This window comes from Wenyingzhuangia sp. IMCC45467 (genome assembly GCF_054111205.1).
In genome coordinates this window covers 2,753,924-2,775,102 of sequence record NZ_CM134196.1, presented here as the reverse complement: position 1 = coordinate 2,775,102, position 21,179 = coordinate 2,753,924, and the positions used below count along the sequence as shown (strand labels likewise).

The 21,179-nt window shown below is 32.8% G+C and carries 17 protein-coding genes, 2 tRNA genes and 1 rRNA gene; 5 read left to right on the top strand and 15 right to left on the bottom strand.

Annotation, left to right across the window (positions count from 1 at the left end; genetic code table 11):
- Window positions 1-224: 224 nt before the first annotated feature.
- The 10 genes from ACXGQT_RS11950 to ACXGQT_RS11905 all read right to left on the bottom strand — a co-directional run bounded on the left by ACXGQT_RS11950 (window position 225) and on the right by ACXGQT_RS11905 (window position 10,915).
- A tRNA-Ala gene (locus tag ACXGQT_RS11950) sits at window positions 225-298 on the bottom strand.
- A gap of 135 nt (window positions 299-433) precedes the next feature.
- Window positions 434-510 (bottom strand) — tRNA-Ile (locus ACXGQT_RS11945).
- Between the two features lie 87 nt (window positions 511-597).
- Window positions 598-2,117 (bottom strand): 16S ribosomal RNA (locus tag ACXGQT_RS11940).
- A 696-nt stretch (window positions 2,118-2,813) separates the two neighbouring features.
- Window positions 2,814-4,979 carry a S9 family peptidase gene (locus ACXGQT_RS11935; protein WP_457828825.1) on the bottom strand — a complete coding sequence of 722 codons (2,166 nt, stop codon included), beginning with the start codon at window positions 4,977-4,979 and terminating at the stop codon, window positions 2,814-2,816.
- A gap of 117 nt (window positions 4,980-5,096) precedes the next feature.
- Window positions 5,097-6,392, bottom strand: coding sequence for an NADH:ubiquinone reductase (Na(+)-transporting) subunit F (gene nqrF / locus ACXGQT_RS11930; RefSeq protein ID WP_457828824.1), 1,296 nt, complete (start codon window positions 6,390-6,392; stop codon window positions 5,097-5,099).
- Window positions 6,393-6,413: 21 nt separating this feature from the next.
- Window positions 6,414-7,028, bottom strand: a complete 615-nt coding sequence (gene nqrE / locus ACXGQT_RS11925; protein ID WP_457828823.1) for an NADH:ubiquinone reductase (Na(+)-transporting) subunit E — start codon at window positions 7,026-7,028, stop codon at window positions 6,414-6,416.
- A gap of 14 nt (window positions 7,029-7,042) precedes the next feature.
- Entirely contained in the window at window positions 7,043-7,717 is a 675-nt protein-coding gene (locus tag ACXGQT_RS11920) for an NADH:ubiquinone reductase (Na(+)-transporting) subunit D (protein WP_457828822.1), read from the bottom strand.
- 2 nt (window positions 7,718-7,719) lie between these two features.
- Complete coding sequence (gene nqrC / locus ACXGQT_RS11915) at window positions 7,720-8,418, bottom strand: NADH:ubiquinone reductase (Na(+)-transporting) subunit C (protein ID WP_457828821.1); 699 nt, start codon at window positions 8,416-8,418, stop codon at window positions 7,720-7,722.
- 2 nt (window positions 8,419-8,420) lie between these two features.
- The gene (locus ACXGQT_RS11910; protein ID WP_457828820.1) at window positions 8,421-9,563 is read right to left on the bottom strand and encodes an NADH:ubiquinone reductase (Na(+)-transporting) subunit B; all 1,143 of its coding nucleotides are present in this window, start codon (window positions 9,561-9,563) and stop codon (window positions 8,421-8,423) included.
- The gene (locus tag ACXGQT_RS11905; protein ID WP_457828819.1) at window positions 9,563-10,915 is read right to left on the bottom strand and encodes a Na(+)-translocating NADH-quinone reductase subunit A; all 1,353 of its coding nucleotides are present in this window, start codon (window positions 10,913-10,915) and stop codon (window positions 9,563-9,565) included. The genes ACXGQT_RS11910 and ACXGQT_RS11905 overlap by 1 nt, the downstream gene beginning before the upstream one ends.
- Before the next feature lie 223 nt (window positions 10,916-11,138).
- Between ACXGQT_RS11905 and ACXGQT_RS11900 the strand changes: the two genes are divergently transcribed.
- Together ACXGQT_RS11900 and apaG are read left to right on the top strand one after the other, a co-directional pair.
- Entirely contained in the window at window positions 11,139-12,374 is a 1,236-nt protein-coding gene (locus ACXGQT_RS11900) for a type IX secretion system plug protein (RefSeq protein WP_457828818.1), read from the top strand.
- A 50-nt stretch (window positions 12,375-12,424) separates the two neighbouring features.
- A complete protein-coding gene (apaG, locus tag ACXGQT_RS11895) occupies window positions 12,425-12,811 on the top strand; it encodes a Co2+/Mg2+ efflux protein ApaG (RefSeq protein WP_457828817.1) in 387 nt (128 codons plus the stop codon).
- On the opposite strand, the gene ACXGQT_RS11890 is transcribed toward apaG, so the two are convergent.
- Both ACXGQT_RS11890 and ACXGQT_RS11885 read right to left on the bottom strand, forming a co-directional pair.
- Window positions 12,808-13,797, bottom strand: a complete 990-nt coding sequence (locus ACXGQT_RS11890; protein ID WP_457828816.1) for a DUF6695 family protein — start codon at window positions 13,795-13,797, stop codon at window positions 12,808-12,810. The two genes, apaG and ACXGQT_RS11890, sit on opposite strands and share 4 nt — an antisense overlap.
- Window positions 13,798-13,801: 4 nt before the next feature.
- Window positions 13,802-14,527, bottom strand: coding sequence for an NRDE family protein (locus tag ACXGQT_RS11885; RefSeq protein ID WP_457828815.1), 726 nt, complete (start codon window positions 14,525-14,527; stop codon window positions 13,802-13,804).
- Between the two features lie 117 nt (window positions 14,528-14,644).
- Between ACXGQT_RS11885 and ACXGQT_RS11880 the strand changes: the two genes are divergently transcribed.
- Window positions 14,645-15,928, top strand: a complete 1,284-nt coding sequence (locus ACXGQT_RS11880) for an anthranilate synthase component I family protein (protein ID WP_457828814.1) — start codon at window positions 14,645-14,647, stop codon at window positions 15,926-15,928.
- 13 nt (window positions 15,929-15,941) lie between these two features.
- Here the strand turns inward: ACXGQT_RS11880 and ACXGQT_RS11875 are convergent, their stop codons facing one another.
- The 3 genes from ACXGQT_RS11875 to ACXGQT_RS11865 are packed head-to-tail and all read right to left on the bottom strand — an operon-like array spanning window position 15,942 to window position 16,991.
- Entirely contained in the window at window positions 15,942-16,223 is a 282-nt protein-coding gene (locus ACXGQT_RS11875; RefSeq protein WP_457828813.1) for a hypothetical protein, read from the bottom strand.
- 2 nt (window positions 16,224-16,225) lie between these two features.
- Entirely contained in the window at window positions 16,226-16,678 is a 453-nt protein-coding gene (locus ACXGQT_RS11870) for a hypothetical protein (RefSeq protein ID WP_457828812.1), read from the bottom strand.
- A 13-nt stretch (window positions 16,679-16,691) separates the two neighbouring features.
- Entirely contained in the window at window positions 16,692-16,991 is a 300-nt protein-coding gene (locus ACXGQT_RS11865) for a DUF805 domain-containing protein (RefSeq protein ID WP_457828811.1), read from the bottom strand.
- Between the two features lie 135 nt (window positions 16,992-17,126).
- Here ACXGQT_RS11865 and tilS point away from each other — a divergent pair, with 135 nt between their 5' ends.
- Window positions 17,127-18,428, top strand: a complete 1,302-nt coding sequence (gene tilS / locus ACXGQT_RS11860; RefSeq protein WP_457828810.1) for a tRNA lysidine(34) synthetase TilS — start codon at window positions 17,127-17,129, stop codon at window positions 18,426-18,428.
- A gap of 115 nt (window positions 18,429-18,543) precedes the next feature.
- On the top strand, window positions 18,544-21,138 hold the full coding sequence (locus tag ACXGQT_RS11855) for a phosphoenolpyruvate carboxylase (protein ID WP_457828809.1): 2,595 nt from the start codon (window positions 18,544-18,546) through the stop codon (window positions 21,136-21,138).
- Window positions 21,139-21,179: the final 41 nt, after the last annotated feature.

The window sequence follows — 21,179 nt, the reverse complement described above, 5'->3', positions numbered from 1 at the left end:
GTCTTTAATCTATTACAACCTTTCAGTTGTTGTATTTTACAACTTACGTTGTCTTATTATTATTCTATCATTACTGATAGATTCTAATGTCTACTCAAGTAATATTATTTTTTAAACAATATTATTATCAATATGTCAATGAACTGTGGCGAGTCGCCACTGACGTTAATCAGTAGGACTTCTATACATCTTAAGATAAATAATTATCTCAAGGCATAGCCTTGTGGAGAATATCGGAGTCGAACCGATGACCTCTTGCGTGCAAGGCAAGCGCTCTAGCCAGCTGAGCTAATCCCCCATTACTAGTAGTTAGTAATTAGTTTATTAGTCATTAGTAATTACTAATTCGTAATTTGTAATTATTTCTGCTTCTAGAATTTCCTGTTATACAATCTATTGTTATCTTTTTCTGCCTAACTAAACAAGCTAGGCTTGGTAGTCTCGGGCAGACTCGAACTGCCGACCTCTACATTATCAGTGTAGCGCTCTAACCAGCTGAGCTACGAGACTCAATATGTGATTGTATATATTTTATAAAAATTAACAGCTAATTAAAAAGTAAAAAGATTTCTCATAACATTCATCTCTTTTCTCTAGAAAGGAGGTGTTCCAGCCGCACCTTCCGGTACGGCTACCTTGTTACGACTTAGCCCTAGTTACCAGTTTTACCCTAGGCGGCTCCTTGCGGTGACCGACTTCAGGCACCCCCAGCTTCCATGGCTTGACGGGCGGTGTGTACAAGGCCCGGGAACGTATTCACCGGATCATGGCTGATATCCGATTACTAGCGATTCCAGCTTCATGGAGTCGAGTTGCAGACTCCAATCCGAACTGTGATAATGTTTAAAGATTTGCATCCTGTCGCCAGGTAGCTGCCCTCTGTCATTACCATTGTAGCACGTGTGTAGCCCAGGACGTAAGGGCCGTGATGATTTGACGTCATCCCCACCTTCCTCACGGTTTGCACCGGCAGTCTCTCTAGAGTCCTCAGCTTGACCTGTTAGCAACTAAAAATAGGGGTTGCGCTCGTTATAGGACTTAACCTGACACCTCACGGCACGAGCTGACGACAACCATGCAGCACCTTGTAAGAAGTCCGAAGAAATATCTATCTCTAAATAATGCATCCTACATTTAAGCCCTGGTAAGGTTCCTCGCGTATCATCGAATTAAACCACATGCTCCACCGCTTGTGCGGGCCCCCGTCAATTCCTTTGAGTTTCAATCTTGCGACCGTACTCCCCAGGTGGGACACTTATCACTTTCGCTTAGTCACTGAATAATTCCAACAACTAGTGTCCATCGTTTACGGCGTGGACTACCGGGGTATCTAATCCCGTTCGCTCCCCACGCTTTCGTTCATCAGCGTCAGTATATACGTAGTAGACTGCCTTCGCAATCGGTATTCTATGTAATATCTATGCATTTCACCGCTACACTACATATTCTATCTACTTCCATATAACTCAAGACTAACAGTATCAAAGGCAGTTCAACAGTTAAGCTGCTGGATTTCACCTCTGACTGATTAGCCCGCCTACGAACCCTTTAAACCCAATGATTCCGGATAACGCTTGGACCCTCCGTATTACCGCGGCTGCTGGCACGGAGTTAGCCGGTCCTTATTCGTATGGTACCGTCAAATAATTACACGTAACTATAGTTCTTCCCATATAAAAGAAGTTTACAACCCATAGGGCAGTCATCCTTCACGCGGCATGGCTGGTTCAGAGTTGCCTCCATTGACCAATATTCCTCACTGCTGCCTCCCGTAGGAGTCTGGTCCGTGTCTCAGTACCAGTGTGGGGGATCTCCCTCTCAGGACCCCTACCTATCGATGTCTTGGTAAGCCGTTACCTTACCAACTAACTAATAGGACGCATAGCCATCTTAAACCGATAAATCTTTAATCATAAATCCATGCGAATCTATAACACTATGGGATATTAGTCCACGTTTCCATGGGGTATCCCCCTGTTTAAGGTAGGTTCTATACGCGTTACGCACCCGTGCGCCGGTCGTCGGCAAATTGCAAGCAATTCCCGCTACCCCTCGACTTGCATGTGTTAGGCCTGCCGCTAGCGTTCATCCTGAGCCAGGATCAAACTCTTCATCGTTAATATTTTAATATCTTGATGATGCTCAAAAAAATCTCATGATCTAGTCATGTAATTTTACTTTCTAATTTTACGCTGTCAATTTCAATATTCTCAATGAACTTAGTCACATCGTGACTTCTTTATCAGTAACTCCTCTCGAAGTTAACTACTTAGCTGCCTCGCTAAGCGGTTGCAAATATAAGAACTTTATTTCTTCTAAAACAAATAAAATTTAAAATATTTTTTAAAAAAATTCTAAACCTTTTTCTATCCTAAAACAGTAGCCTAAACCACCATAAAACCCTTAATGTATCTGAACTTTTTTGCCCCAAAAAATCAGTTACCTGATCGCCGTTGCGGGTGCAAAGATACGCACCTTTTTTATTTATTTCCTAATCTTTTTTAAACTATTTTCTATCCTTTTTTATTTTATTATCTAAACGCCTTATTCTTTGCATATTGCACGCTCTAAAATTTTCAAAGTTTTTCAAAATATCTCTTGAATACATCTCTAACCTTTTATATTTTATTGAATTTCCCTTAAAGTGACTTCTCTCAAATCTTTTATAAGCTACATAAATCAACAATTATAATAAAATAAATTCTACACACTAAAAGACTAACGACTACCAAACTCTATGAGAAAAATCAATAAAATAAAAAAACATAAACACTTACGGCGTTTTATGTTGATCATTTATAAAACAGGAAGTGTTATAATGACTGCTCTATAAAATTTGTCATTTTAGTATATAACTGCATTCTAGTATAACCACCATATATTCCATGATTTTTATCTGGATAAATAGCCCACTCAAATTGTTTGTTATTGTTGACTAAAGCGTTTATCAATCTCATTGAGTTTTGAACATGTACATTATCATCCGCAGAACCATGTATTAGTAAAAACTTTCCTTTTAATTGATCTGTATAATTTAGCGGAGAATTTAAATCATATCCTGATGGGTTTTCCTGAGGTGTTTGCATATATCTTTCGGTATAAATAGAATCATAAAACCTCCAACTTGTTACTGGAGCAACTGCAATTGCCATTTTAAACACATCATTACCTTTTAAAATACAATTGCTACTCATAAAACCTCCATAACTCCAACCCCATATTCCAATTCTATTACTATCTATATATGTCAATTTTCCTAATTCTTTGGCTGCTTGGATTTGATCTTGCACTTCGAACTTACCTAATTCTTTATAAGTTACTTTTTTGAACTGAGCACCTTTATACCCAGTACCTCTTCCATCAACACAAACTACTATATACCCCTTTGAGGCAAGTAACTGATACCAATAATCATTATAACTCATCCACTTGTTTGCTACTTCTTGCGAACCTGGACCACTATATTGATACATTAACATTGGATAACTTTTATTTTCATCAAAATTATCTGGCTTCATCATCCATATATTTAAATCGTTCCCATTTATACGGATGGTAGAAAACTCTTTTGCTGTATAATGATACCCCGCTAGCTTGCTTAATAAATTATTGTTATTTGTAATTTCTTTTAGTTGCTTGGCATTTTCTGTTTTGTGTAATGTATAGACAGGAGGTGTGGTTGCATTTGAAAATGTATTGATAAAATAACGATATCCTGAACTAAAAGTAGCATGATTACTTCCTATTTTAGGACTCAACATACTCTTGTTTTGTCCATTAATACCTACAGTATAAACAACCCTGTTAACGCTTCCTTTTTCTGTAGATTGATAGTATATGTTTTTTAACTCTTTATTATATCCATAAAAAGCAGTTACCTCCCAGCTTCCTTTAGTTATTTGTTTTTTTAACTTCCCTGAGCTTGAATAATAATAAATATGGTTAAAACCACTTTTTTCACTGGTCCACAAAAAACTATTGTCTTGTAAAAAAGTAAGATCATTGGTAACACTTATATATGTATCACTTATTTCATTCAATATTAGTGAAGTCTTACTCTTAGTTACATCACAAAAATATAAGTCTAAGTTATTTTGATGTCTATTCATTACCTGAACACTTAATAAGTTTTCATTTTCTGTAAATTTTATTCTAGGAATATAATATGGGGGCTTTGGAAATTTAATATGAGTTGTTGATTTAGACTTTACATTATAATTATGTAAGGTTACTACTGAATTATTTTCACCTGCTTTAGGGTATTTAAAAACATGCTGTGTTGGATATAAATCATTTCCATATACATCCATAGAAAACTCTGGCACTTTACTTTCATCAAATTTTATGTATGCCAACTGTGTTCCTGACTTGTTCCATTCAAAAGCTCTAACAAATTCGAATTCTTCTTCATAAACCCAATCGGTAACACCATTGATGATTTTATTTTTAATACCATCATTTGTAATTTGTGTAATTGAATTATCTATTAAACTTTTAATATAAATATTGTTATCACATACATAAGCTAACTGATTTCCTGATGGAGAAAACATTGGCTCTTGAATTTTTCTATCATCAACAAGCACTAGCTTTGCTGTTTTTATGTTATAAACATAATACAAGGCTAATGTTGATCTTCTATAAACTTGTTGCACTTGTGTTTCTAACAATATTTTTTCTTCATTTTTACTAAAAGTATAATTAGAAAAAGGGTCTATATTTAAAAGAGAAGACCTAACAATAGTTTTCTTTTTAATATTAGAATTAAAATCATACAAATCTACAGTTGTTGATTTGGTTATAGGATCCCAATTTAGCGTTGTGTATTCTTTGTCGTTATTTAACCAATGAATTTCATCAATAGTAGTTGTTCTAAATACTCCTCCCCATATTTCGTTTAATGTAATGTTCTTTTTTTGAGCTATTAGAGAATTGGAAAAAATTATTGTTAGTATAAAAAGTAAAGTAGACTTTTTCATTTAAAAAATTTAAAGGGGTTTTGTTTGATTAGCCAATCTAAGAAATATATTTAGGTAAATAAAAAAAGCCTTTTAGAAAATTCTAAAAGGCTTTTTTTATAGTAAAAGGTTTATTTATTAACCTCCAAAATCATCAAAACGTACATTTTCTTTTGGCACTCCAAAATCGTCACACATTTTAACCACTGCTTGGTTCATCATTGGTGGTCCACAGAAATAGAATTCTATATCTTCTGGAGCTTCATGATTTCCTAAGTAATTATCAATTAAAGATTGATGTACGAACCCAACAAATCCGTCACCTTCTTTGTCATGAATATCTTTCTTAATTTTCCAATTATCTTCCTCTAAAGGCTCTGATAAAACTAAGTATAGTTGGAAATTAGGGAATTTTTTCATTAAATCTTCAAAGTAGTGAATATAGAACAACTCACGCTTGGAACGACCTCCGTACCAATAAGATACTTTACGACCTGTTTTCATGGTATGGAACAATTCATATAAGTGAGATCTCATTGGTGCCATACCAGCTCCACCTCCAATATAAATCATTTCAGCATCAGAATCTTCGTTGATAAAGAACTCTCCATAAGGTCCTGAAATAGTTACTTTATCACCTGGCTTTTGATTGAATACATAAGAAGAAGCAATTCCTGGATTTACATCCATCCATCCACCTTTAACTCTATCAAAAGGAGGACAAGCCACACGTACATTTAACATGATCTCTCTTCCTTCTGCAGGGTAAGAAGCCATAGAATAAGCACGCTCTACTGTTTCAGGGTTTTTCATTACCAACGGCCATAAACCAAATTTTTCCCATTCTGTTTGAAACTTATCAGGTTCTCCAGGGTGATCCGTTGGATGTGCTGTAATATCCATATCAGAATACTTTACTTCACATGGTGGAATTTCAATTTGAATATATCCACCTGCTTTGTAATCCATATCTTCTGGAATTTCTACAACAAACTCTTTAATAAATGATGCTACGTTGTAGTTACGAACTACAGTCGCTTCCCATTTTTTAATTCCGAAAATCTCTTCTGGTATAGAAATTTCCATATCATTTTTTACTTTTACCTGACATCCTAAACGAGCCCCTTTTGCTAACTCTTTACGAGTAAAGTGAGGTGTTTCAGTTGGCAAAGCTTCCCCTCCTCCAGAATGAACATGACATTCACACTGTAAACAAGTTCCACCTCCACCACAAGCTGATGGTAAAAATATTTTTTCGTTACCTAAAGTTGCTAATAAAGAACTTCCTGTATCTACTTCAATTGTTTTTTCTCCGTTGATCGTAACTTTTACTTTTCCTGACGGTAATAATTTTGCTTTAGCTCCTAATAAAATACTCACTAAGATTAAAACAATAATCAAGAAAACAACGATACTAATTGCAATTACATTCATAATTATATCTGTTCTTTATTATTATAATTTGATTCCTGAGAAACTCATAAACCCAATCGCCATTAAACCAGTAATGATGAAAGTGATTCCTAACCCTTTTAAAGGTCCTGGAATATGAGAATATGCTATTTTCTCTCTAATAGCTGCAATAGCAACAATTGCTAACAACCATCCGATACCTGATCCTAGACCATACACAGCAGATTCTCCCACATTGGCAAAATCTTTTTGTTGCATAAATAAAGAACCTCCTAAAATAGCACAGTTTACTGCAATTAATGGTAAGAAAATCCCCAATGCTCCGTATAATGCAGGAGCAAAACGCTCTACAATCATTTCTACCAACTGTACCATAGATGCAATTACTGCAATAAACATGATAAAACTTAAGAATGATAAATCAATATCTGCATATTCTGCTCCTAACCAAGATAAAGCTCCTGGTTTTAATAAATAAGAGTCTATTAAAAAGTTTACAGGAACTGTAATAGACAATACAAATACTACTGCCGCTCCTAAACCTACAGCTGTATTTACTGTTTTTGATACTGCTAAGTAAGAACACATTCCTAAGAAATATGCAAATACCATGTTATCAATAAATATACTTTTTACAAAGATGTTAATATATTCCATCGTAACTATAGATTTTAATGTTGTTCAATTAATTTTCTGTTCTTGTAACGTTGTACCCAGATAATGATACCTACAGTAATTAATGCCATTGGAGACAATAACATAAACCCGTTATTTTCATAACCTAAAGAATATAAACCTGTAGACTCTGCTATGGTTTTGGCTTTGTGACCCAAGATCTCTATACCAAATAATTTACCAGACCCTAGTAACTCTCTAAAAACAGCAACTAACACCAAGATTAGTGCGTACCCCGCACCGTTACCAACACCATCTAAGAAAGATTTCCATGGACCGTTTGCCAAAGCAAAAGCCTCTAAACGCCCCATTACAATACAGTTGGTAATAATTAATCCAACAAATACCGATAACTCTTTACTTACATCATAAGCATAAGCTTTTAACACCTGGTCTACTAAAATTACCAAAGAGGCAACAATTAATAATTGAACGATGATACGAATACGCCCTGGAATTAAATTACGTATTAATGATACAATTACATTAGATGCAATGACCACAAACAACACCGCTAAAGACATTACAACTGCCGGCTTTAACTGAACCGTAATTGCCAACGCTGAACATATTCCTAATACTTGAACTGAAATTGGGTTATTATCATTTAATGGATCTGATAACAACGCTTTATTTTGCTTTGAAAATAATGCTTCTTTTCCTTCTGCCATGACTAGTTATTTTTAAAATAAGGTAAATAATGAGACAAACGTTCATCTATCATTTTAGACACACCATCAGAAGTAATAGTTCCTCCCGATATAGCATCTACACCATGATCATCACCTGCTTTTGCACCACCTTTAACAGCTCTTACAGAAACAAAATTGTTTGACTCATCTAAAATCTTTTTTCCTTTGAATTGAGTTTGAAACCAATCTGTAGTTATCTCTGCCCCTAACCCTGGAGTTTCTCCTTTATGGTCAAAGTTAGCACCTACAATGGTATTTTTATCTGAAGCCAAAGCTACATACCCCCAAATAGCATCCCACAAACCTGCTCCATATAAAGGAACAATATAAAATGTTTCGCCATCTTTTTGAGCTACATATAAAGGGTAACGTTGTTTTTCAACATCCTTTTTAACTTCATTTTTCAAACCAATTTTAAAAGCATTTGTATTTTCATCTACTTTTCCATCATTAGTTAAAGCCAATTGCTCTTTAATGTACTTGTTAAATTCAATTTCTGCTTCTTCTCTCGATACATCAGTTACCCCTATGGTTCCTAATATATTTTGCATTTTTTCTGCTTTTACGTTTGTATCCTGTAAAGGCTTTAAGCTTGTAGCTGTAAATGCTAATAATCCTGCAATAATTGTTACAATAATGATTGCGAAGATAAACGTATATGCGTTACTATTCTTATTCATAATTATGCAGCTTTTAAACGTTTTTTACGCTTTTTAATGTTTCCAGCAATAACGTAATGGTCAATTGTTGGAGCAAAAACGTTCATTAATAATATGGCCATCATCATTCCTTCTGGGTAGGCTCCGTTGAATACACGAATCATGATTCCGAAGAACCCAATTAAAATTCCGTAGATCCATTTTCCTTTTTCAGTTTGTGCACCAGATACTGGGTCTGTTGCCATAAATACGGCTCCAAAAGCAAAACCTCCTACTAACAGATGTTGCCACCAAGGAAAATCCATTAATGCATTTAATCCAAGTGCATTAAATATAAGTCCCATTACAGCACCTCCAATGGTAACTCCAGCCATTATTTTCCATGACCCAACTCCTGTAGCTATTAAAATAGCAGCTCCTATTAAAATGGCCAACACAGATGTTTCTCCAACAGAACCTGGAATATAACCCATGAACATTTCAAACACAGACCAACCTGCATCGGATCCTGCTGCTAATTTCCCTAAAATAGTTTCACCAGACACAGCATCTATAGTACTTGCATCGGCCACCCATACCTTATCTCCAGACATTTGTGGAGCATAAGAGAAAAATGCAAAAGCACGAGCAATTAAAGCTGGATTAAAAATATTCATTCCTGTTCCTCCAAAAGCTTCTTTACCAATAAACACTGCAAAAACTACAGAAACAGCCAACATCCATAAAGGAAAATCAACTGGCATAATTAAAGGAATTAACATTCCTGAAACCAAATACCCTTCGTTTACCTCGTGTTTGTTGTAAATGGCAAAAGCTATTTCTATTGCCAAACCTACTCCATAGGAAACCACTAACATTGGTAAAAACTTACCAGCTCCAAAAAGCATACAGTCTATAAAAGCAGTGCTTTCTCCTAACTGAGAATAGTGTTGGAAACCTAAATTATACATACCAAATAACAATGCTGGTAACAAAGCAAATATTACGGTAATCATTACTCTTTTTAAATCTACCCCATCTCTAATATGTGCTCCTTTGTGAGTATTGTGCTTAGGCACAAACAACAAAGTATCTATAGAGTTTATTGCTGGAGCAAATTTTTCGAATTTACCTCCCGGATTGAAAGGCTTTCTTATTTCGTCAAATTTCTTTCTTAAAAAATCCATTATCCTACTTCTTTAATCATTAAGTCTAATCCTTCTCTGATGATCTCTTGAGCTTCAATTTTTGAAGTGTTGATATAATCAACCAAAGCAAAATCTTCAGGAGCTACTTCGTAAATCCCTAAATTTTCCATTTTCTCAATATCATTTGCTATACAAGCCTTTAATAGTTGTAATGGATAAATATCTAAAGGCACAACCTTTTCCATTTCACCAGTTACTACCAATGCTCTCTCTTCACCATTTAAACTTGTGTTTAAAGTGTATTCTTTACTTGGGTTTAACCAAGCAAAAGAAGTTTTAGCAAAACTATGAATAGAACTACTCCCTACAAAAGGCAACCACCCCATAAAACGATGTTTATCTCCTTCTGGAATGACTGTAATTACGCTATCATAAAACCCAATAAAATCATCTAGTTGAATTTTAAGACCTGTTAATACATTCCCAGAAATTATTCTAGAACCTTTAACTTCGGCATTTTGTTCTATCAATGATTTAATGTTTTGACCTGCTTTTAACTCGTAGTATTGAGGATTTTTAACCTGAGAACCTGCCAATGCAACTAGTCTTGTTGGATTGTATTTCCCTGTTAAAAACAACTCCCCAATAGTAGCTACTCCTTGAGCGCTTACTGTCCAAACACGATCTCCTTGATTGATTGGATTGATAGCAGCTATTTGAGTTCCTACATTACCAGCTGGGTGTTTACCAGAAACTTTAACAACATTAGCATTTGTAATGTTATGAAAGAAACTAGCTTCATTAGCATCAACTGCTAAATTCACACTTCCTTCAGTTAATCTAGACAAAGCATTAATTCCTGCCTGAAAAGCCTCTTCTTTACCTTTTAATGCATAGGCATAGTTAGGTCCTAAAGGAGCAGTATCAAACGAAGAAATAAAAACAGCTTTTGGACTGTCAGATGGATTTGCTACAATGTCATAAGGACGTTGTTTTACATAAGAAAAGCTTCCGCTCTCTAAAATCTTTTCTAACACAGCTTCTTTCTCTAATTCTAAAGGATTAGCTGCTCCAAAATCTTTGAATTGATCTTCTGATTTTGCTTCAATAATTACGGCTAAAACTTTACGTTTAGCACCTCTCTTAATTTCTTTAACCGTTCCACTTACAGGCGAAGTAAACTTTATCCTGTCATTTCCCTTAGAAAAGAAAACCACATCACCAACATTCACTTCTTCCCCTGCTTTAACAACAAGCTTTGGTGTAATACCATGAAAATCTGTAGGTTTAATAGCGTATAAATCGGAACGAGAAACAGCAGCTGTAGTCATAGCTGCTTGTCCTTTAAGCTTAATATCTAAGCCCTTTTTTACCCTAATGTCTTGTGACATATTTATAAATTTAATTTATTTTTTACGTATAAAATATGCAACAAATTTAATTAAATTGTGTATTCTTAATGCTACAAATCAACCTTTAATTTGACTTGTTTATTTTATTTATATTAATTCTAAGTAATTTTATTTCACCGAAAACGTTTTCAAAAAAACAGCTATAAAAAACCTTTCAAATTATTAAAAAACAAGTATTTAAATCATCAACCAAGCAAAACACATGTTTTATATTTTATTTTATCTTTTACTATTTATTGGCTACGCTACAAATGCACAAATTACAGATGCACCTCAAATAAAAACGGTTTTTATTAAAAACGAAAGTCATGAATTTTCTTCAACCATACATCCTTTAAACAGTTCTTTTACATTTGGTTTTGATGATATTGAGGGAACTCAAGACGAATATTATTATTTAATTACCCATTGCGAAATAGACTGGACTCCCTCTAATATTCCTATGTCTTATTTTATTAATGGATTTAACAATATGCAAATCAACAACATGGAGAATTCTTTTGGAACATTGCAAAATTATACTCACTATGAATTTACTATTCCCAACGAGGATACAAAAATTACAAAATCCGGAAACTACCTTTTCCAAATACTGAATGTAGAAAATGAAGTTGTTTGCGAAAGAAGAATTGTTATTTACGAAAATAAAGTATCTATAAACATCAAAATATCTGAAAGTAGAGATTTGGCTTCATTTAACGAAAAACAAGCTATTTCATTGGTCATTCAAAACAATACACTCCCAATTAACTATCCTAACTCCGAAATTAAAACCTTTATTTTCCAAAATGGAGACCAACAAATAAAATCTCCTTTTTTAACCCCCACTTTTGTAAACACCAACACATATACATACAGACCAAGTAAGGAAACTGAATTTATTGCAGGAAATGAGTTTTTAAACTTTGATAACAATGAAATTTTAAGAAACACTAGGTACATTTCTAGTTCCTACAGAGAAGAAAACTACTTTAACACCATTTTATTTACTCAAAAAAATAGAGCTAATGGTATTTACACTTACAACCCAGATATTAACGGAAACTACGTGGTTAGAAACTTTAGATCTAACAATCCAAAAACTGAAGCAGAATACAGCAATGTTTTATTTTCTTTAGCAAATAAAGAGGAATACAAGAACAAAGATATATACATTTACGGAGCTTTTAACAACTACCAATTTACCTACGAAAACAAATTAAGTTTGGATGAATCTGGTAAATATTTAACTTGTAGCCTTTTTTTAAAACAGGGATTTTACAATTATGATTTTGTAGTCTACAACCAAAACAACATTGATAAAAAAACCATTAGTGGTTCTTATTTTGAAACAGAAAACAACTATGAAGCTTTGGTTTATTTTCAAGCCCAAAACGCTATATATTATCAAGTAGTTGGTTATGGAGTAGGAAATAGTAAACAGCAAATAGAAAATTAGTTGTTTACTACAAAATTCTTATTTATATTTAAACAAACAATACTAAGATAATGACCGAGGCTACTACTCAAGGAATAAAAATATCAGTGAATACTGTTTTTTGTGGTGTACAAGAACGTAACCAACAAAAGCATTATTTATATGATTATTATATTAGTATTGAGAACTTATCACCTTACACGGTTCAATTATTCTCTAGACACTGGGAAATATATGACTCTTTAAACCACACGGAAATTGTTGAAGGTGATGGTGTTATTGGCTTACAACCCATCCTTAAATCTGGAGAAAAACACGCTTACAAATCTCATTGTATTTTACTTTCTAACTGTGGCTCCATGAAAGGTTTTTACACCATGCTTAATCTTGATGAGAAAAAAACTTTTAAAGTTATTGTACCACCGTTTCAACTGCAAACAAAGTCTATTATGAACTAAACTTTAACCAATTTAAACTCCTTATCACCTTGCTCTATAAATACTTCTAAACAATTGGTTGGATGTACAAATTCATAAGATTCTTCAATATCAAAACTAAAATCTTTTATTTTAAAAACACCTTCAAAATCCTTTTCTCCTTTTACAGTATACCTTGCAATTTTATATAAATTTACTTCTTCTTTTGCCTCAATATTAAACCAAGCTCCACTACCAATTCCGCCAAGCCAAGTTCCATCCTCTAAATAGAATAAATCTTTATCTGGCAACTCCGTACCTATTAAATCTAAACCATGCTCAAACTTATTTAAAAAACAAGCCCCATATTCTTTAACCACAGATCTATTAACATAATCATTTACCTGTTTGTTTTCTACCACGTAAATATCTTCTTCTGTAGTTCCTTTAATTGCATTCCCAATAGGACTAGGCGTTAACAAATTAGAAGTTTTTAGCTTTAACACCACCGATTTATCACCACAAGCTTGAATAATAGCATCTGTTACAAACCTAGCGCAATTTGTTCCATTTTTAACAAAAGCCCCATAAGGCACTTCTTTTTTTTCTAATAAATTATTTATATAAACTAATGCTTTTTTATAATCAATTTTGTTATTAACACTAGCAACCAACCTACCTTCTCCATGGGTTTTATGTGGATTTGCATCTAACCACAACAACATTTCTTTTAAATTAACTAACTTATTATTTTGAAGCTTTGCAGCAAAAGGCATTGTTAGCTCAGGGTCTGTCTCTTTGCTTCTTACCCGACCATTTCCATATGAAGTAATGTATCTACCAAAATCAAAATAATCTACATTTTTAGTTGTTTTATCTATCAATAACATGGCCGCATGACCTGCCTGAATAGCATTCTCACTCCCTATCCCTAACTTAGGCCAAACCTTACTAGAAAACTCAGAATATGCAGGACGAACCACTGTATCGGGGTAAGACAAAATAACTATAGCTCCATCAAATTCCATTGTGTTATGCTTTTATTGGGGTAAATAAGTGTTTATATTTTAATGCTTTATCATTTACATAATCATAATATTCCATAGACAACTTATTATTTTTACAAACAACTAGGGTTGTACTTATGGTTTCAACCACATTTCTTTTCATTTTTGGAGCAACCTCAACACTCCCTAAAGTTTCATTTTGATGAAATGCTAACACTTTTTGCTCTATTAATCCAGATTGACAAACCACCGAATTATCAAACCATTTTTTTCGCTGAATTTTCATCTCCTCGGTATACAAAGTAGATGATGACCAAATATAGGGCTGCTCAAGTGAAAGCTCTGTTACCTTTTTTTCTTTTCTACACCAAACCAATTCATAAATTTTAGAAGTATTATTCCAATCTACCACTATTAAAGTAAAAGGAGCAACCCCATTTAAATCAATTGTATTTAAGGTTTCTAGCAAGTTTTTAGAGGTTAAAATAGATTTTACCACCACACCCCTACTTTTAGGAAACTTAACAGTAGGATCATGATACACAAACCCACCATTTAACAAACAAACCAATCTTTTATGTTCAGATACACCAATCCACGTTCCACCAGCAACCTCATCTTTAGGATAAAACAAACTTACTCCCTGCTCTATATAACTTGCAGGTGCAATAGTTTTTCTACTCCTTTGCTCATCTCTATTAGAAGTAAAAACAAATCCTTTTTTATTAGGAACATACGTTACTGTACACATAGGCTATCTTTTCTTATTTCCTTTTTTTGTTTGTAAATCTATTAAAAATTACATTCTTACACATTAACTCGGTCTACTTTGGTAAGATTATTAAATTTGCACTTTCAATTAACACCTATGCAACGCATACAAAAGCTTTTTAAAGTTGATAATATTCCACAAATAAAAGAACAACTTTTAGTGTGGGGAGCTCAACACAACACTGTTGCTTGGTTAGATTCTAACAACAATAATAAGACCAATGTTGAAGGATTTTTGGCTATTGAACAATTTAGCTTTATCACTACAGATTATAAAAATGCTTTTAAAAAACTAAAAGATTATATTGATACTGTAAATGATTATGCCTTTGGTTTTTTAGGGTATGATTTAAAAAATGACATAGAGAATCTGAGTTCTAACAACATTCACAAAACAGAATTTCCTGATTTATATTTCTTTCAACCTAAAAAATTAATTGAAATAAACAAAGATGGTATTTTATTTAGATACCCTTTTGATTTGGCTAATGAGATTGAAAAAGATTGGACATCTATTTTGTCATCAAACAAAGAAATATCAGAAAAAAAACCGCTTGAAATTCATCATAGAATTAACAAAGAAACCTATATCAAACAAGTTGAAAAAACACTTAAAGAAATTCATAAAGGAGAAGTTTATGAATTGAATTTTTGTCAAGAATTTTACGCAAAAAACGCTACTATTCATCCTGTGAATACTTATCTGGATTTAAACGCCATTTCTCAAGCTCCATTTGCCTCTTTTTTAAAAATGGATGATTTGTTTTTACTCTCTGCTTCTCCTGAAAGATTTTTACAAAAAAAAGGTAATACTTTGGTTTCTGAACCCATTAAAGGAACTGCCCGAAGAAGAACTTTACCCAAAAAAGATGCTTTACAAATTGAATTGCTACAAAACAACACCAAAGAGATTGCTGAAAACATTATGATTGTAGATTTAGTAAGAAACGATTTATCTCATATTGCTCAAAAAGGTACAGTTAAAGTAAGTGAACTCTGTAAAATCTATACCTTTAAACAAGTACATCAAATGATTTCTACCATAACTTGTAAAATTAAACCCAATATTCATATGGTAGATGCAATTAAAGCTTGCTATCCTATGGGGAGTATGACTGGAGCTCCCAAAATTGCTGCCATGAAATTTATTGAGGATTTAGAAGCTAGCAAAAGAGGCATTTATTCTGGAGCAGTAGGCTATTTTACTCCAGAGCATGATTTTGACTTTAACGTTGTTATTAGAAGTATTGTTTACAATCAAACAAAAAAATATGTATCCTTTTCTGTAGGAAGTGCCATTACCGCCAAAGCCAATGCTGAACAAGAATACGAAGAGTGCTTGTTAAAAGCAAAAGCCATGCGAGAGGTGCTTACAACGTAAAAAATCTAAGCCATTAATGAATTGGGATTTTTTGTAAAACATTATTTTCAAGTTTATAAAACTGATACCTTACATTTACAACATCATTCTTAAAATTTACTTGAGGAATGTAAAATACATCCAAGTCCTCGGTTTTCATCAACTGTGGCTTAACCTTTAATATTTGTTGATGAACCTCATATCTTTTGTCATCAATAACGTTTTTACGCTCATAAATATTATTAATAATTCCGTTTACAATGATTCCCATCATTATAATTGAGGCCGACAAAACAACTGTTGAATTTTTTATCATCATTATATTTTTTTCAATCTAAACAAATCTTTTTTCACTCCTTTATAAACGATTATTGTGAATAAAAACAACCATCCTAGCGTGGATATAAGAGAAGCATAAAATTTCCATTGACGAGAAGTTCCAATTGTTCCTATATTATTATATAGACCTATTGAAGATTTTAACACCATTGATGCACAAGACACAACTCCAACAATCAATAAAAAAGTCATAGAATCCATAAACCTCATCGACTTACTATTGAAATAATTAAAACAAATTATAAACACAAAAAATGTAGAAACCAGTAGTGAAGGATACTGACCTAAGTTTTCTTTTGAAAAAAAAGGCTCTCTAAATAAATCAGTCATCGTTAAAACTGAAAGCCCAATTGTTATTAACCACACCAAAATGAGTATAATTACTGTTTTTTTAGTTGGGCTTATAAATAAGTTATTTTTTAATTCTTTCATTTTTTATAATTATTCACTTTTTCTTCTCAGATGGCAACCCCGCTAAAATTAAATTCACAGACGGAATTAAAAACAACCAACTAGAAATTCCAGCATCTCTCAACCTTCTGAACCCAATAGCAATATGTGGCAATGCAACGAGCAACATATAAACTTTGTGAATATTAATTAAAAACCCCAAAGGTTTTTTAAGAAAAAGTAACAGTAAATAAATCAACACATTGATTCCGTAAAAAAACCAAAATTCTTTTAACGTGGCTGTTCCTTTAAAATCGAACATTTTTTTAAAAGGAGTGATGTAATATTTTATCATAGTCTTTTTTTCAACTCCAAAATACACAAAACCAAACAAGTATTTCAACTGTGTTTAATCACAATTTTCAATACTTTTCTTACTTTTAACTTTATAGCTTTTAACTAATTTGTATTTTTATCAAAAAACTTTGCTGTGCTACAAAAACTAGAAAATCACCTAGAAAAAAACTTCCCTTTTTTAAAAGGAAAAAAATTGCTGATTACTGTTTCTGGTGGAATCGACAGTGTGGTTTTAGCTAAAGTATTTCATCAATTAAAATACAATATTGGCATTGCACATTGCAACTTTCAATTAAGAGGGTTAGAAAGTGATTTAGACGAACAATTTGTAGAGAAGATTGCCAAAGAATTCAACTGTCAATTTCATAGCATCCAATTTTTAACCAAAGACTATTGCAAGCAAAACAAAGTAAATATTCAAATTGGAGCCCGTGAATTACGTTATGATTGGTTTCAAAAACTAGTAGAGGAATACGAGTATGATTATATTTTAACAGCACATCACTTAAATGATGTCATGGAAACTTTTTTCATTAATTTATCAAGAGGTACAGGATTAGATGGATTGGCTGGAATCCCTGCTATTAACAACAACATTGTTAGACCTTTACTTGCAGTTTCTAGAAATGACATTGAAACATTTGCAACCGAAAACAATATTAAGTGGAGAGAAGATCAAAGCAATGCCGAAACCAAATATATTAGAAACAAAGTAAGACATAATATTACTCCTGAACTATATAAATTACATCCAAATTTTGAAGAAAATTTTTTAAACACAATACTTAAACTTCACGAGAGCAAAAACTTTATTAAACAAAAAATAGCCGCATTACAGAAAAGTCTTTTTACAACCAAAGAAGATCATTTTCTAATGGACAAAAAACTTATTAAAACTTTATCTGACTTTGAGGTGTACGAACTTTTTAAGCCCTTTGGATTTACTACTACCCAAGAAATAAAAAAACTAATTTCTACTCAAACAGGAAAGCAAATATACTCATCTACACATACACTTTTAAACAATAGAGAAGCCTTAGTATTATCTTTAAACTCAACCGATAATAAGAGTGAAGATGTTTATACCATAGAACATATGCAAGACATTCATCACCTACCAATTCCTTTAAATTTTTCCTTTTCACCCAAAGAGATTTCAAAAAACTGCATTGCTTTAAACATGGAACACACTGAGTTCCCTTTGATTATTAGAAACTGGAAAGAGGGAGATTATTTTTACCCTACAGGAATGAGAGGAAAGAAAAAAATTAGCAAGTATTTTAAAGATGAAAAACTCTCATTAAGAGACAAAGAAAACACTTGGTTGCTTTGCAACAGCAAACAACAAATTATATGGATTATTGGTCACCGAGCAGACAGAATGTTATCTAGCACCACAGAAAATGAAAACATCGTTTTTGTTTCTACCCAGTAACGCTAGTAAAGTTGTTAGCCATATAACTTTTTGTTTAAATTTTGTATTTTTTCGGTTATTTTTTTTCTCAATACTTAGCCATGTTGTATCTTGCCTTAAACAAATTTAATTTAACATGTCTAAACAAACCAAATTAACAAGATTTAATGATAATGTTCTTGCTAAGTATCAGGTTTACAATAGTGTTTTTGCCACTTTACCTTTTGACAGTGTAGAGAAAACAGGAACTCTATTACCTTTATTTAACGAGAGCTGTATAGAAGGTTTTAAAAAAGGGAAAACTCCCACAGAAATTGTAGATGAGTTCTTTGCTAAATACAAATCTGATTCCTCTGAAGAAGACAAAATTACTTTCCTTTTCAAATTCATCCAATACATAGAACGTCAAGTTGTATTGTTTGATGCTATTGAAGATGCTGCTTTTCCAGTGGTAAACAACATGGCTGGTGTAGGAACTTTAAGAAACATAAAAGAAGAAGCTAGTGCTAAACGCGTTAGAAACGAACTAAAACATTATTTAGAGGAGTTTAAAACTAGATTAGTACTAACAGCTCACCCAACTCAGTTTTACCCAGGTACTGTTTTAACTATTTTAACAGACTTACAGGAAGCTATTAAAAATGATGATTTAAGCTTAATTAAGAAGTTATTAGCTCAATTAGGTAGAACTACATTCTTTGCAGAAAAAAAACCAACACCATATGATGAAGCAATTAGCTTAATATGGTATTTAGAAAATGTATTTTACCAATCAATTAGTAAAATATACGATTATATTCACTACCATTTATTTGAAGGTGAAGACATCAAAAACGAAATTATCAACTTAGGGTTCTGGCCTTGTGGAGATAGAGATGGAAACCCATTTGTAACTACAGAAACAACTTTAAGAGTTGCCAGAAAATTAAGACAAACCATCTTAAAGAATTACTTTAGAGACATTCGTCAATTAAAACGTAGATTAACTTTCCCTGGTATTTACGAAATTATGAACGAATTAGAATCTGCTTTATACGATAGCTGTATTACTGAAAATTCTCCTATCAGAATTTCAGTTCAATCACTATTAAGCAAAATGACTTCTATTAAGAAAACCTTAAAAGAAGAGCACAGTAATTTATTTGTTGATGAAGTAGATAGTTTTATTAACAAAGTAAAAATATTTGGTTTCCACTTCGCTACTATGGACATTCGTCAAGATAGCCGTGTACACCACGATGTATTTACTGGAATTGTAAAAGAATTACAAGAAAAAGGAAATAATATTTTCCCAAGTAATTACTTAGAATTAAGTCCAGAGGAACAAATTCAAATTTTATCAAAAGTAAAAGGAGATATCGATCCAGATCAGTTCTCAGAAGAAATGGTAGTTAGAACTTTAGGTTCTATGAGAGCTATTGCAACCATTCAACAAGAAAACGGAGAAAGAGGTGCTAACCGTTACATTATTAGTAACAACCAAACAGCCTTAAACGTAATGGAAACTTTTGCCATGTTAAACCTTTCAGGATTTGAAGAAGGTTTAAAGGTTGATGTTGCACCACTATTTGAAACAGTAGATGATTTAGCCATTGCTCCAGAAGTAATGAGACAATTGTACTCTATTCCAGAATATCGTGCACATGTTGCTAGCAGAGGAAACAAACAAAACATTATGTTAGGTTTTTCTGATGGTACCAAAGACGGTGGATACTTAATGGCTAACTGGGGAATTTACAAAGCAAAAGAAGAACTTTCTAAAGTTTCTCGTGAATTTGGAATTAAAGTTATATTCTTTGATGGACGTGGTGGACCACCAGCTCGTGGAGGAGGAAAAACTTCTAAATTCTACGCATCTTTAGGAGAAAACATAGAAAATAAAGAAATTCAGTTAACCATTCAAGGACAAACTATTAGTTCTAACTTTGGTAACTTAGATTCTTCTCAATACAACATGGAACAGTTATTAGGTGCAGGAATTATCAATAAGATATTTAACGACCCTATGAATGCTTCTTTAACGGATGAGCAAAAAGAATTAATGGAAGATTTAGCCGGATTGAGCTTTAAAACTTATTCTGACTTTAAAAATCACCCAATGTTTATTCCTTATTTAGAGAGAATGAGTACTTTAAAATATTACGGAAAAGCTAATATTGGTTCTCGTCCTTCTAAAAGAGCAAAATCTGACTCTTTAAACTTTAGTGATTTAAGAGCCATTCCTTTTGTAGGATCTTGGTCTCAATTAAAACAAAATGTACCTGGATTCTTTGGAGTAGGAACTGCTTTTAAGAAATATAAAGATGCAGGTGAGTTTGATAAAATTCAAGATTTATACAACAACTCTAACTTCTTTAAAACGCTATTAGAGAACAGTGTAATGTCTATGGAAAAATCAAACTTTGCTTTGACTAACTACATGGCTAAAGACGAAGAATTTGGTGAATTCTGGAACATTATTCACGATGAATATTTATTAACTAAAGAGCTGTTACTAGAGTTAACAGGACATAAAGAATTGATGCAAAACTTCCCTGACGGAAAAGCATCTATTGCAGTACGTGACTCTATTGTATTACCTCTTTTAACTATTCAGCAATATGCCTTAAGAGAAGTGCAATTAATGAACAAACCTGGTGCAACTCCAGACCAAAAGCGTTTAGAAACTTTTGAAAAAATTGTGACTAGATCTTTATTTGGAAACACCAATGCAAGTAGAAACTCTGCTTAATAAAAAGCATACTACATAATATTAAACCCCCTTTTTATTTT